General features: G+C 40.4%; 12 protein-coding genes and 1 tRNA gene. 8 read left to right on the forward strand and 5 right to left on the reverse strand.

Translation table 11 applies throughout. The features are described from left to right. Positions 1-43 precede the first annotated feature (43 nt). The 3 genes from CWB77_RS11370 to CWB77_RS11380 are packed head-to-tail and all read right to left on the reverse strand — an operon-like array spanning position 44 to position 2,459. Entirely contained in the window at positions 44-295 is a 252-nt protein-coding gene (locus CWB77_RS11370; RefSeq protein WP_248530201.1) for a hypothetical protein, read from the reverse strand. Between the two features lie 35 nt (positions 296-330). Next, positions 331-1,371: a M48 family metallopeptidase gene (locus CWB77_RS11375; RefSeq protein ID WP_138622795.1), complete on the reverse strand. Its 1,041-nt coding sequence runs from the start codon at positions 1,369-1,371 to the stop codon at positions 331-333. Next, positions 1,371-2,459, reverse strand: coding sequence for a YjgN family protein (locus CWB77_RS11380; protein WP_010388384.1), 1,089 nt, complete (start codon positions 2,457-2,459; stop codon positions 1,371-1,373). The genes CWB77_RS11375 and CWB77_RS11380 overlap by 1 nt, the downstream gene beginning before the upstream one ends. A gap of 174 nt (positions 2,460-2,633) precedes the next feature. Here CWB77_RS11380 and CWB77_RS11385 point away from each other — a divergent pair, with 174 nt between their 5' ends. The 8 genes from CWB77_RS11385 (at position 2,634) to msrB (ending at position 11,561) form a co-directional block, all read left to right on the forward strand. Continuing rightward, the gene (locus tag CWB77_RS11385) at positions 2,634-3,365 is read left to right on the forward strand and encodes an RNA methyltransferase (protein ID WP_055013314.1); all 732 of its coding nucleotides are present in this window, start codon (positions 2,634-2,636) and stop codon (positions 3,363-3,365) included. Between the two features lie 68 nt (positions 3,366-3,433). Beyond that, positions 3,434-6,835, forward strand: coding sequence for a chromosome segregation SMC family protein (locus CWB77_RS11390; protein WP_138622797.1), 3,402 nt, complete (start codon positions 3,434-3,436; stop codon positions 6,833-6,835). Positions 6,836-6,908: 73 nt separating this feature from the next. Continuing rightward, positions 6,909-7,655: a cell division protein ZipA gene (gene zipA / locus CWB77_RS11395; protein ID WP_054202488.1), complete on the forward strand. Its 747-nt coding sequence runs from the start codon at positions 6,909-6,911 to the stop codon at positions 7,653-7,655. Between the two features lie 78 nt (positions 7,656-7,733). After that, positions 7,734-9,755 (forward strand): NAD-dependent DNA ligase LigA, encoded by a 2,022-nt coding sequence (gene ligA / locus CWB77_RS11400; RefSeq protein WP_138622799.1) that lies wholly within the window; start codon positions 7,734-7,736, stop codon positions 9,753-9,755. Then, the gene (locus tag CWB77_RS11405) at positions 9,748-10,092 is read left to right on the forward strand and encodes a DUF3392 family protein (RefSeq protein WP_008115215.1); all 345 of its coding nucleotides are present in this window, start codon (positions 9,748-9,750) and stop codon (positions 10,090-10,092) included. The genes ligA and CWB77_RS11405 overlap by 8 nt, the downstream gene beginning before the upstream one ends. Then, the gene (locus CWB77_RS11410; RefSeq protein WP_138622801.1) at positions 10,089-10,589 is read left to right on the forward strand and encodes a DUF2919 domain-containing protein; all 501 of its coding nucleotides are present in this window, start codon (positions 10,089-10,091) and stop codon (positions 10,587-10,589) included. The genes CWB77_RS11405 and CWB77_RS11410 overlap by 4 nt, the downstream gene beginning before the upstream one ends. Before the next feature lie 8 nt (positions 10,590-10,597). Further along, positions 10,598-11,038, forward strand: a complete 441-nt coding sequence (locus tag CWB77_RS11415; protein ID WP_138571249.1) for a hypothetical protein — start codon at positions 10,598-10,600, stop codon at positions 11,036-11,038. A gap of 82 nt (positions 11,039-11,120) precedes the next feature. Next, positions 11,121-11,561, forward strand: a complete 441-nt coding sequence (msrB, locus tag CWB77_RS11420) for a peptide-methionine (R)-S-oxide reductase MsrB (protein ID WP_008115220.1) — start codon at positions 11,121-11,123, stop codon at positions 11,559-11,561. Positions 11,562-11,685: 124 nt separating this feature from the next. Here msrB and CWB77_RS11425 read toward each other — a convergent pair whose 3' ends face one another. Beyond that, a complete protein-coding gene (locus CWB77_RS11425; protein WP_054202497.1) occupies positions 11,686-13,317 on the reverse strand; it encodes a response regulator in 1,632 nt (543 codons plus the stop codon). A gap of 404 nt (positions 13,318-13,721) precedes the next feature. Next, positions 13,722-13,797 (reverse strand) — tRNA-Val (locus CWB77_RS11435). Positions 13,798-13,810: the final 13 nt, after the last annotated feature.

Here is a 13,810-nt window from a genome sequence, read left to right on the forward strand (position 1 = left end):
AGCGCCAATTAGGCGCTTTTTTTGTATAAAAATAAAAGTACTATTAAAACTGCATATTGTGCTTTTTAGCATAAATAAAAAACACCGGGATTTCGATTATGACGTAAGTTAAAAAAGTAAACCAAAACCAATTAACTTCAAATACTAACCAGCTAAATTGCACGCCCGAGTTGTAATAAAGGCTAGATGCAATTAATAGTGTAATGCCCGTTGCAAATAAATCTTGCACCGATACTTTTTTAAAGCTACTGCCTGCAAAGCGCGGATAAATAAATCCGTAGCCAAGCGTTATCATAATGATAACCAATAAGAGCAAATTTAGTTCAGGGGTCATTGTGGTTTATATTGCCTCGCATATTCTATTCGCTCTTGAGAACTTGGGTGCGTTGATAAATACTTTAACCAAGTATCATCATAGGTCCCTTCTTGCGCTTGTAAATTATTTTCCAGTGCTTCAATTGCATCTGCAAAGTCGTGGTTAGAATACCCTAATTTTAAAAGGTTTTTAATCGCATATACATCGGCTTCTTGTTCCATATCTCGCGAAAACGCTTGTTGCAAAAAAGATGAACCAGAGCCAAGCACAACCTCTAATATACCTTCTAAGTCACCAAAAATAACTGCAAATACAACGGTGCTCGCTGCAGCTTGTGCTGCAAGGCGAATGCTGTGATGGTGCTGAACATGACCAATTTCATGAAGTAAAATAGCACGCAGGGCATCAGGGTCATTTTTTAATAGCTCAACAAGTTCGTCAGTTACAACAACCTGACCATTTGGAAGAGCAAACGCATTAGCTGAAAAATAATCAGACTGATAAAAAGAGAGCCTAAACTTTGCACTGTCTAAATTGAGCGAGTTAAGCATTAAACGCCATTGTTGCTGTATTTCTGATTGCTTATTAGTGGAAAGTTGAGAAGGTTCCAATGCGACTTTTTCTATTACACTGAGCGTTTGCTCTCCCATCGTTTCAATTGTCGAGGCAGGTGCTAAGTTAACGCTATAAACGGCTACTGATGGTATTAAGCGGTATAAAATTAACCAAAGTAATAGGGGAATTAGCAGCACGGATGCAACAATAAGAATCTTATTTTTTTCTAAGCGTTCACTGAGTCCATGCTCTTTAAGCGCGAATGGCCACCTAAATTCTACATCTTGAGGAATAAATCGCCCACCATCAGCAAAATTTAACTCTGACGCCATGCCAGGTAACGGGCTATCAAGTTGGCAATTGTCTATTTTTGATGCAAGTAACGTCGTATTCTCAGAGTCAACAAGTGTTATTTGCTCATGGGAAAGGTGTGCATAGCTTTTAATATGTTGGCTGCTATTAGGGTAATAATAACAGCCAAAAATAGGATAATTACTCATTAGGTGAGTGAAATATCAATATCAAACACATTGGCCGCTTCTTCAGCAAATGATGACTGCTCATTTTGTGCAACATCAATCAACGAAAGTGCGCCGCTATAAATAGTGACTTCTGTAACTGATGCTAATAGCTTTGCTCTGCGTACTTTAGCCCAAGGGTAGGCCAGTCCTAAGGTAAATATAATTGCCAGTACATTGGTAAATAGTAAGATGGCATAGTCAATGGCTTTTAAGTTCGAATCAAAGGTAGCTACTTCTGTAAATTCACTGTTATTAAAAATATGATTTCGAATAAGCGAATGATAAACAGCGCCTACCAGTGTTAAAAACGCAACATACAACGTAGCAATTAATAGCGGCACTACAATTGTCGAAAGGCTAAAGTTTTGTGTGTTTAAGTTACCGATAGTTAAGGCACTTGCACCAGCAAAGAAGCCAAAAATAACTAAGCCACCTATTGCAACTCCTAGGGTAATAAGTGCTGCGATGTAATAGCGTTCGCCTTGAAGATTTACTGTAAGTGGTTTATTTCCATAGCTGATGTTTTCATGCATATATTGATCAATTCGCTTTAATACATACGGCAGTAATAGGTGTAATGTGAATACACTTGCAATAGGTAATAAAACAAAGTTAATAAATGCATCGCCGTAATTACCTGAAAAGGCAAAGCGTACATTACGATGGCGAGTCATACGCATATTAAAACGCAGACCTTGGTTGATGATCCACGGCAATAAAAATAAAAAGCCAATAGCAAATAAAAGGCCTATCGCTGGTGCGAGGCTGCTAAGTAAGGTGTAAATTAAAAATGCGATGACCGCTAAAATGCGTCCTTTTAAAATTTGTATTGGGGTCGCTAGATAGTCAAAGCTATGGCCGTCGATACGCGTATGACCGTAAAAATAACGATAGGTGCGAACTTTTGCCCATGCCGAATAAATTCCGAGAGTTATAATACTCAGCAGTATATTAACAATCCATATACCAAAAAATTCGCCGGCTTTGCCGCTAAATTGTACTTTACCGCTAAAAATAGCAGGGGGTGTTTGATTTGACTCAGATGAAGTTGGGTGTACTGGTTCCATTTTAAAAATATATCCATGTTGTTTTTTGTAAATTTACCTTTTTTAGATAAAAAAAACAATCTTTATAATTAGCTAGCTGATTGTAAGTAGGCTATTTTTATTGCTTTTACTGTTTATGGGGCTGCACTTTAAGTCACCTCTGGTATACTGTGCAGATAATTTAATGGGGCTGTCATGATTTCAAAAAACCAACTTAAACTTATTCGCCAGCTTGGCCAAAAAAAGTATCGCAAGCAATTTAACCAATACTTAGTACAAGGCGAAAAAAACGTACTGGAGTTATTAAATAGTCCATTAAAAGTAAACGATGTATTTGCAACGCAAAGCTTTATTGATAATAACCAAAGCGCATATCCTCAAACGCATTTTATTACAGCAGATGAAGAGCAGCTAACAAAGGCCAGTACTTTGGTAAGTAATAATGCGGCTATTGCAATTATTGATATGCCAAGCACCGTATTACCAGATGAAAACAGTTTAATATTAGCCTTAGATGGCGTATCTGATCCTGGGAATTTAGGTACCATCATTCGCGTGGCTGATTGGTACGGTATAAAACATATTGTTGCTAGCACTGACAGTGCCGATCCGTATAACCCAAAAACAATTAGCGCCACAATGGGGTCGTTCGTTCGCGTATCGGTAAGCCAAGTTGAATTGCCTGAATACTTATCTACATTAAACATGCCTATTTATGGTGCATTTTTAGATGGCCAAAGTGTGCATAGCACTAAATTTAGTGGCCAAGGTGTATTGCTTATGGGCAGTGAATCACATGGAATACGCGAGCAGTGTGCAAAATTAGTGAGCAACAAAATAACCATTCCGGCTTTTGGCGGTGCAGAGTCGCTTAATGTAGCAATGGCCACGGGTATTATTTTAGATAATTTTAAACGCCAAGCTTAACTTTTTAGCTATTTATGCGTTAAGTTACTTATAGTAAAAAACAATAATAAATCGGTAATAACAATAAAATGCGCTTAAGCACTATTAAATTAGCGGGCTTTAAATCGTTTGTAGAGCCCACTAAAATTCCATTTCCTGACCAAATGACGTGTGTTGTCGGCCCTAATGGCTGTGGCAAATCAAACGTCATTGATGCGGTGCGATGGGTGCTTGGTGAAAGCTCAGCTAAAAATTTACGTGGCGATGCCATGACCGATGTCATTTTTAATGGCTCTACTAACCGCAAGCCCATTTCGCAAGCCTCCGTTGAATTAATATTTGATAATACCCAGGGTAAGTTACCCAATACTTTTGCTGATCGTAACCAAGTGGCTATTAAGCGTTTGGTGACTCGCGATGGTCAGTCATTGTACTTTCTAAATGGCAGTAAATGCCGAAAACGTGATATTACCGACATATTTTTAGGCACGGGCCTTGGGCCGCGAAGCTACGCTATTATTGAACAAGGGATGATCTCACGTTTAATTGAGAGCAAACCGCAAGAGCTACGTGTTTTCTTAGAAGAAGCCGCAGGGGTCTCTAAATACAAAGAGCGTCGCCGCGAAACGCAAACACGCATAAAAAGCACCCGAGAAAACCTAGAGCGACTGCTTGATGTTCGTCAAGAGTTACAAAACCAGCTTGATAAACTGGCGGTACAATCGGTTGAGGCTAAAAAATATCGCGAACTTAAATCCCAAGAGCGCACCTTAAAGGGGCAAATAGCGGTATTAAAATGGCAAAAATTGCATCAACAACAGCTCGATAAAAGTGCGCAAATAAAAAAGCTGGATGACCAAATCAGCTTCTTTAAAACGGCGCATTCAGGCCATGATGATGTTCTGGCAAGCCTTAATGCTCAAGTGCAAGCTCAACAAGATAAACTCGATGATGCACAGCAACAGCAGCATCATACGCATACTGAATTGACTCGCAGCGAACAGCAGCAGATTAGCATTAAGCAACAAACGCTGTCACTGAAACAAAATTTAGCCAAGTTAGAGCAACAAAAAAACCAAAGTGAAGAAGTCAAAACGCAGCAACAAAGTCTCTACCAAGAGTTAGATGACAACTTGCAACAGGCTGTAGAGCATAACTTAATGTGTAGCGAGCAGGTTATAGAACTTACCGATGAGGTTAATCGGCTGCTGGAGATTAAAAATGCCGACACGTCACAGTGGCAATCACTAACAGAAGACTATCAAAAATTAAATAATCAGCAGTTAGCGCATGCAAATGCAGTAAAACATACAGAGCAGAAAATCAGTTATGTTAAGCAACAACTAACGCAGCTTGATGAGCAAATAGATGAGTTAAAACGCAGTGAGATAGAGCAGCAATTAATTCAGCAACAGCAGCACAGACAAACGCTAACAGAGCAGCTGGCTAACGCGCAAACTGCTCATAGTAGAGGTCAAAGTGCTCAGGCAATACAGCAGCAACAGCTTGATGAAGCTCAGCAACAATGGCAGCATTTATCTCAGCAAGTTAATGAACTAAAAGCCGGTATAGCAGGGCTAAAAACTACCCTTGGACTTGAAAAAAACAGCGATAAAACTTTAACTTTATTCAAGCAGTTAACTGTTCAGCCTGGTTATGAGTTTTTAGTAGAGCAGGCGCTGTCATCACTTGAGCATATTCATGTTTCACCAGGTAAAGCAGAAAATAGCACGTGGCAAATACCCTCACAGTCTGTGGCAAGCAATAGTATTGCTGCCTTTATTAGCGCTGGTATCTACCCAGAGTTATTAAACCATATTGCTTATGATGCCGAGGGTCAAACACACCATCTTAACGATGCCAGTTATATTGCAGTGATGGACAAGCAAGGAGCGTTACATGGTCGAAATTGGCATCTTAGTGGCGAAAAAAATGCAGAAAACTCCTTATTATTAATGCACAAAAAGCTCAAACAGCAAGAAACCTTACTTGAGCAACAACAACAGGCATTGACGGACGCACACTCCACACTTGAAGAACATCAAGCGCAGGCTGCATTAATAACCGAGCAGCAAAACGAGCGCAAAGACACTATTCACCAATTAGCACAACAACTTGCTGTAGCAACAACGCGTGGTGATATGCTCAAAGCGCAAGCTGATCAACATCAGCAACAGGTGACGAAATTACAACAACAACGTCAGCCACTGCTAGAACAACAGCAGCAGTTAAGCGAATTGTTGGGCGAAGAGCTTGATAAAAATGAACAGCTTGCAGAGCAGTTAGAGGCCTTAGCTGTAGAGCTTAACCAAGCCGATAGCACACGAATAAATAGTGATGAAGGTTACAAACAAGCTTTAAATAATGCTGAACAGTATAAAACGCAAGCACATCAGGCAAACCTTAATGAGCAAAAAGTGCGTAGTGAGTGGCAGCTCAGTCAAACCAAGTTGAACCATGCCGAACAAGCATTAACAATGGCTGTAGAAGGAACGCAAGAGCTAATAGAGCAAATTGAGGCGTTACTTATTCCTGAGCAAGAGCTTGCACTAAGTATTGAACAATTATTAGTGCAGCACCAACAAGGCGAACAAACCCTTGTGGATATTCAACAGCAGTTAGCTCAAGCAAAACAAGAATTACAAAACAAACAAGCGAGTTTAAAAACGTCACAAACTGAGCTGGTGGCATTACAAGAGCAACACCAGAAGCTGAGCATTGAAGAGCAAAGCCTATTAATAAAAGCGCAAGCGGTACTTGAGCCACTTAGCGAGCTTAATCAAAATTTAAAACAGGTTTTAGCAGAGCTTCCTGCAGAGTTGTCATTAAACGCAGCGCAAAATCAACTTGCTGGAGTCAGTAATCAGCTAGAGCAATTAGGAGCCGTTAACCTTGCAGCCATTGATGAATTTGAACAAGCTAAGCAAAGAAGTGATTATTTAAATAATCAGCTGGATGATTTAACCCAGGCATTGACAGCTTTAGAAGGCGCTATTCATAAAATAGATCGTGAAACTAAAACGCGCTTTAAGTCTACCTTTGATCAAGTGAATCACGATTTTGGTCAGCTTTTTCCAAAAGTATTTGGCGGCGGCAGTGCTTACTTAGAATTAACCAGTGACGATTTACTCGAAAGTGGTGTTAGTATAATGGCAAGACCTCCGGGTAAAAAAAATTCGACAATTCATTTGTTAAGTGGTGGAGAAAAAGCGCTGAGCGCATTATCATTGGTGTTTTCTATATTCAGGCTCAATCCAGCTCCATTCTGTATGCTGGACGAGGTAGATGCCCCATTGGATGATGCCAACGTGGTTCGTTTTTGCCGATTGGTTGAAGAAATGTCACAATCTGTGCAGTTTATTTATATAAGCCATAATAAAATTGCAATGGAAATGGCGGGTAGATTAACGGGTGTAACCATGGCAGAGCCCGGCGTGTCGCGCATGGTTGCTGTAGATATTGAACAAGCGGTGCAACTTGCACATGCATAATTTTATAGTCATTTGCTAGTTGTTTTGGGTAAAATGATGGCAGTTAGGCATATTAATAATAAAAGGTGAGGGGATGGCCGAAGAATTAAGATGGGTTTTAATTGTGATCAGTGTGTTTGTCATTGGTGGCTTATTAATACACGGTTTATGGTCAGTAAGAAAAAAAGAGAATGCTGAACTCCCTGCAAGCGAGCGAGTTGAACCTGTTCAAGAACAGCAGCCTTCATCTGTGCATACTGAGCCACAAGAGCCAACGTTAGCGCAACGAGAAGAGCCACAAATGAGTGAGTTAAACTTCAGTGCTGATGAGCCACAAATAGATGTTAGCCCAGCTGATACAGCTATTGAAGATGACCTTGAAGTGGTAACCGAAGAGGCTGTTGATACACAACAAGACGCCCCTAAAGATGTTTCAGACTTTGTGATTGTGCATATTCAAATGCCAGAAGGACTGACCATGCAAGGCAGTAAATTACTGCCAGCAGTTAACACGCTAGGTTTTAAATATTCAGAAGAAGGCTTTTTTAATCGCCATCTAGACCCTGCAGGCCAAGGGCCGGTGTTATTTAGACTGGTAAATATGTATAACCCTGGCACGTTCGATATTGATAATATGGAACAGTTTAGCACCGCAGGTGTTAGTTTATTTATGACACTGCCATGTGATGGCGATGGCCTTGCTGCGTTTAATATGCTGCACAGCGCCGCTAAGAAGCTAGCAGATGAATTTGGAGCTGAAATCTTGGATGCTGAGCGAAACGAAATGACGGTAGAGCGTATTCGTCAATATGTTGAACAGGTTCGCGCATTTTCTGCGTAATATACGCATAAGTTAAATTTTGTAAGCCACTGGGCGTTCACTCGTCAAAGTGGCTTTTTTTATGTTTTTGAGGTCTACATGGCAAGCAGCATTAGTGAGCAAATTAATCATCTTCGTACCACGCTTGAGCAACACAATTATAGTTATTATGTGCTTGATACACCCAGCATACCCGATGCCGAATATGATCGCTTATTACGTACTTTGAGCGAATTAGAAACCCAGCACCCTGAGTTTTTAACCGCCGATTCACCTACTCAAAAAGTAGGTGGGGCGGCGCTTGCCAAGTTTGAGCAAGTAGCACACCAAGTGCCTATGTTGTCGCTTGATAACGCTTTTGGTGAAGACGAATTCAGTGGTTTTAATCGTCGTATTAAAGAGCGTTTAATGAGCACCGACGAGCTTACATTTTGCTGTGAGCCTAAACTGGATGGCTTAGCGGTATCGATTATTTATCGCGATGGGGTATTAGTGCAAGCAGCGACTCGTGGCGATGGTTTTACTGGCGAAAATATTACCCAAAATGTAAAAACAATTCGCAATGTGCCATTAAAGTTACGCGGTGATGATTACCCGCGTGAGCTTGAAGTGCGCGGTGAAGTGTTTATGGATAGCGCGGGCTTTGAAAAATTAAATGCCGAAGCAGAAAAGCGCGGTGACAAAGTTTTTGTAAACCCACGTAATGCGGCAGCAGGCAGTTTACGCCAGCTAGACTCAAAAATTACCGCAAAACGGCCACTGATGTTTTATGCCTACAGCACCGGATTGGTCGCCGATGGCACATTACCTGAAGATCATTACCAGCAACTTGCCAAGCTTACCGACTGGGGATTACCACTTTGCCCTGAAACAAAACTAGTTGAAGGCCCAAAGGCCGCGCTTGCCTATTATAATGACATTTTAACGCGCCGTAGCGAGCTAAAATATGAAATAGATGGCGTAGTAATAAAAGTAAATAAAAAAGCCCTACAAGAGCGCCTAGGCTTTGTTGCGCGTGCACCGCGCTGGGCTATTGCTTATAAGTTTCCGGCGCAAGAAGAAATAACACACTTGCTAGATGTAGAGTTTCAAGTAGGGCGTACTGGGGCTATTACCCCTGTTGCGCGACTAGAGCCGGTATTTGTTGGTGGTGTTACGGTATCGAATGCAACGCTGCATAATGCTGATGAAATTGCCCGTTTAGGCGTAAAAGTGGGCGACACTGTGATTATTCGTCGCGCTGGGGATGTGATCCCACAAATTACCCAAGTAGTGCTTGAACAACGCCCAAACGATGCAAAAGAGATTGTGTTTCCAACTATGTGCCCAATTTGTGACTCGCACGTTGAGCGGGTTGAAGGTGAAGCTGTTGCACGTTGTACAGGCGGCTTGGTATGTCAAGCACAGCGCAAACAAGCGATTAAACATTTTGCCTCACGTAAGGCTTTAGATATTGACGGCTTAGGCGACAAAATTGTTGATCAATTAGTTGACCGAGAGCTGATCAAAACCCCTGCTGATTTATTTATTTTAAAGCAGGGACACTTTGAGTCACTTGAACGAATGGGACCAAAATCAGCAAAAAACTTAGTTGCGGCGCTTGATGATGCTAAAACCACTACCTTAGCAAAGTTTTTATATTCACTGGGTATTCGTGAAGTCGGTGAGGCCACAGCTCAGAATTTGGCTAATCACTTTTTAACGCTTGAAAACGTGATTGATGCCAGCATTGAACAACTAATAGAAGTAAGCGATGTAGGTGAAATAGTGGCGAAGCATGTTCGCGGCTTTTTTACTGAAGAGCATAACCTGACAGTGGTAAACGAATTAATAGCGCAAGGAGTAAATTGGCCACAGTTAACAGCGCCATCAGAGCAAGAACAGCCGCTAGCGGGTTTAACTTATGTGCTAACTGGGACGCTTAATACGCTTAATCGTAATGATGCAAAAGCGCGCCTACAACAATTAGGCGCCAAGGTTTCTGGCAGTGTTTCAGCAAAAACAGATGCCTTAGTGGCGGGCGAAAAAGCCGGCTCTAAGCTCACCAAAGCGCAAGAGCTTGGTATAGAAATACTGACAGAGGATGATTTAATTACTTTGTTAGAGACTCATAATGGCTAGTTTTACAAATATACTTAATACCTTGTTAATTGACCTAGGCCAATGGTTACAGGGCTATTTGCCGCATTTATCACTGCTTTTAATGGTGTGCTTAGTGTCGCTGTATGCGGATGACATTTTAAAGTTAACCAAAGGCGTCGTAGCTAGGCGCCACTTTATTATTAGGGTGGCGTGTTTTGTGTTGATAACTGCGTTTGGCTTTGGCTTGTTAGTGGTGTGGTTAAGCCCACTGCTAACTAAAGCTTTACTGTTTTTTGGCACTAAGTGGTTAGCGCTTACCTTATTAGTGGCATTTTTTATTTTGGGCACTATTGCCGATAGGAAAAATCAGTTGTGAGTCGATATGGGCCTGAATACTGGGATAAATATGGTAGCTATCGTACGCCATTAGCGTTTCACTTGAGTATTTTAGTACTATTGCGCGCCTATTTTATTTGGGTAATAGCCGCGTTGAGTCGTCGACCTGAGCTTGATTTAATGTCATTGTTTTTTAGATCAAAAAATGATTTTTTTATTGCTATAGCGATCGGTGCTGTAGCCATTGTACCCACTATTTTATTTTGTTTACGAAGACCAAGAGACTCGCATCAAGCAACACAGCGCTTGGCGCGTATTTGGCGGTATATGCGTTGGCCGCTGATTGCGTGTGCATTAATTGATTTGTCGTGGTTAAGTATTCAGGCTGCCCATAGCCACTATCGCTTCTCATTATTTTTAGCTGTACAAATGGTAATCGTATTGTGGGTGTTGTGGTATTTGGCAAAAAGTCGTTACTTAAGCGTTTTCTTTAGTGATTGGCCCGAGCCGACAGAAAAAACAACCTATAAAAAGTAAGCGAGATTATGCATAGTATCAATAAAAAAATAGCACTAGTAATCGCTTTAATAGGGCTCGTAATTATAGCGTGTGGCTACTTTTTTTCTTTAGGGGAACACCTTTGGTTTAAAGCTGCCTTAGTAATGTGGGTTGTGGTGTTTTGTTCGTGTTGTTACCGATTAACGCCGTTGTTTAAAATGCGCAATCCGCTGCGTAATTTTATTCAACGCGATGCGCAGCACTTATTTGTTTTTAGTTTAACAGGGCTGTTTGATAAAAAAAATGGCCCGCATTGGTTAGTCATCAGTAATATTGAGTCGATAGAAATAAGAAACGATGAGCTAATAGTGCACAGTAATAATGACAGACAATTAAGCGTGAGCATTCCTGGCAGTCAAGCCCAATTGCATGCCTATGTAAACCGTATACTTACAGCAACAGAAAAGCACACTATAGTCTTTAGATAGCGTTGATCGTGGTATTAGCCACAGGCGTACCAGACTACAAGTAAATGATTGCTAGTTAAATTAATAACGTAATGAGGTTGTTATGTTGAAGTGGAACGATATTGTTAATTTTGCCAACCATGGCAATCCAACACCGGTTCGAAAAGTGGTTAAAACAGATCAGCAATGGCGCGAACTGTTAAACGAAGAGCAATATTATGTGACCCGTAAAAAGGGAACTGAACGACCAAATAGTTCGAGTAGTTGTACCTTGTTAGAGCCAGGTAAGTATGTGTGTGTTTGTTGTGACAACTTACTATTTGATGCAGATGAAAAGTTTGATAGTGGCACCGGCTGGCCTTCATTTACCCAACCGGCAACTGAGGAAGCGATTGGTTATGTCATGGATAATAGTCATGGCATGGAGCGAGTTGAAGTTGTTTGTAATGTGTGTGATGCGCATTTAGGGCATATTTTCCCTGATGGGCCACTTCCTACTGGTTTACGCTACTGTGTAAACGCACTGGCAATGAAAAAGCTCTAGGGCCTGTTGACCTCTCAAGGTTAAATTTGCAGCGGTCTGTTTGGGGTTTAGGCAAGGCAGCGCCTATGTGGTGTGGTTACTCCCCATAAATAGGCGATAACGTAGCATTAATGCCAAACAGGCTCTAACTAATCTCTAGTTTCATTTCTTTAGCAATCTGAAGTAGTTTATCGAACCGCTCTGATTGCTCTTCTGCTAAGGGGGATTTTTTTAATAGTTTAAAGCACTTTTGGGCCAACAGACTATTGAAAGAGTCACCATGTTTTTTTGACTTATCCACTAAACATTGCAATAAATTAAGCGCAATACTTGGATTGTGTGGCATGACTCTAAATGCTTGGCTGAATGCCTCTAAGGCAACATTTAATTGGCCGCGCTCAAACTGCTTAACAGCATGATTATTGAGCTCTTTCGGCCCCATTTTAATATCACGTCTTTCACTTTGCTGTTGCTGTATATAACGCAAGTAAGTAGCATCGCTTCTACTTGGGTGACGTTCGCAATGATCAATTATTTGGCTAAATAGCGCTTGCGCCTTTTGGTGAAAACCTAATTCATGCAGTGCTTTTGCCTTGTCTAGGGCACCATCTACTGAACGTATTTGAGTATCGCTGTCATCAAGTTGTTCAATGAGCTGTTTCGCTTTTTTATGTTCATCTTTTAAATAATAAAGGCGTGCATTGAGCACATCGATTTGAGTTTGCGCATTACTGGTTGGGAATTGTGTTTTTAGCTCATTAATATATTTATTTGTTTGACGAGAGATCCTGTTTATTTGGTCGGTTTGATCTGTGGTCAATGCAAAATCAATCCCAGCACGAGCAGCATTTAAATAAATGTCTGGGCTATCATGCATAGAGTACTTAGCATAAGTGGCAATATCTTTTTGAGTTAAGTAGCTGGTTTCATAATCTCTATTAATGAGCGATACGCTGTTCAGTGATTTTTGACGGTCTATATTACGTGGAGCAATGTGTGCCGCTTGGCTTAAAAAGTCTTGGGCTAAATCAAATTGGTTTAGTTTTATTTCTAAACGCCCTAATAAGTCTAAGGCTATAAGACGCGTTTCATTTCGTTCAAGCATTGTTTTAAGCATGCGTTGAGCTAAAATATGCTCATTGTTAGCAATTAAGGCTTCTACCAATCCTACTTTTGCCCATGCAAACTTTTGCATATTCAAAACTGACTTAAAAAAATCTTTCGCTTCTTGGTTTTGTTTTAGCGCCAGTAAAATATTGCCTTTTAATCTAAGTAGAATAGGGCTGTATTTATTACTTTTATCGAGTTGGGCATTAATTTGTTTCAATGCTTTAGACTGGTTATCGTCATCAATTAAAGTGTATATAGCTTTTAAGTCGCTTTTACGTTTGAGAATACGCTCTATGCGCACTCTTAACTCTTGTACAGAGAAGGGTTTTACTAAAAAGTCATCGGGTTGAAGTTCTAATACACTGTGAACTAACTCTCCGCTAGTTTCCGCAGATGTAAAAATAAACCCAGTAGAGTGTTTTATTAATGCTTTAGCGCGTAATTCTTCATAAAGCTGGTAGCCATCTTGGCGTTTGCTTAGATTAAAAGAGCAAATTACCAAGTCAAATTCTTCATGTAAGCATTGCTCTTTTGCCGCTAGAGCATGATCTGCAAAACGCATATGTCCAAAGCCAATTTTTTCGAGCGACTGTTTCATGTAGCTTTGAGCAAGTGGCTGCTCTTCTACAATCAGTATTTTTGCTTCATTGAAAATATTTTTAGACATTGGCTTAAGCGTAATTGAATTTAACACAGACTATAATCAACAGTTTAGACGCTTACAAGGTAATTTAAAGATTCGCCTCGAAGATGAGAGCTTATTAAGCAAATTAATTCTAAAGGTTTATATTTTTATCTTAAAAGAGCTAAAAACCCATTTAAAGTAAATGAATAGCACGCGTAATAAAGTAAGTTTAAACAAAATGATTTTGGAGATAATAAAACTCGGAAGATAGATTTTTGGTATGTGATTGGAATACTGATTTTTTGAAACCGAAGAATTACTTGGTAACGAATTTCTAAATGGTAATTTATACTGAACTTGAACTAAAAGAGTGGAGGATAATGAATATTAAAATGGAAGGTGATACTGGAGGATTTAGATTTTTGTAATATGCACCATTCAAAGAATGGTGGGTCGTACTGGACTTGAACCAGTGACCCTCGCCTTGTAAGGGCGATGCTCTCCCAACTGAGCTAACGACCCATATTACAAATTT

The sequence above is a fragment of the Pseudoalteromonas sp. S1610 genome (assembly GCF_005887465.1).
Classification (GTDB): Bacteria; Pseudomonadota; Gammaproteobacteria; order Enterobacterales; family Alteromonadaceae; genus Pseudoalteromonas; species Pseudoalteromonas undina.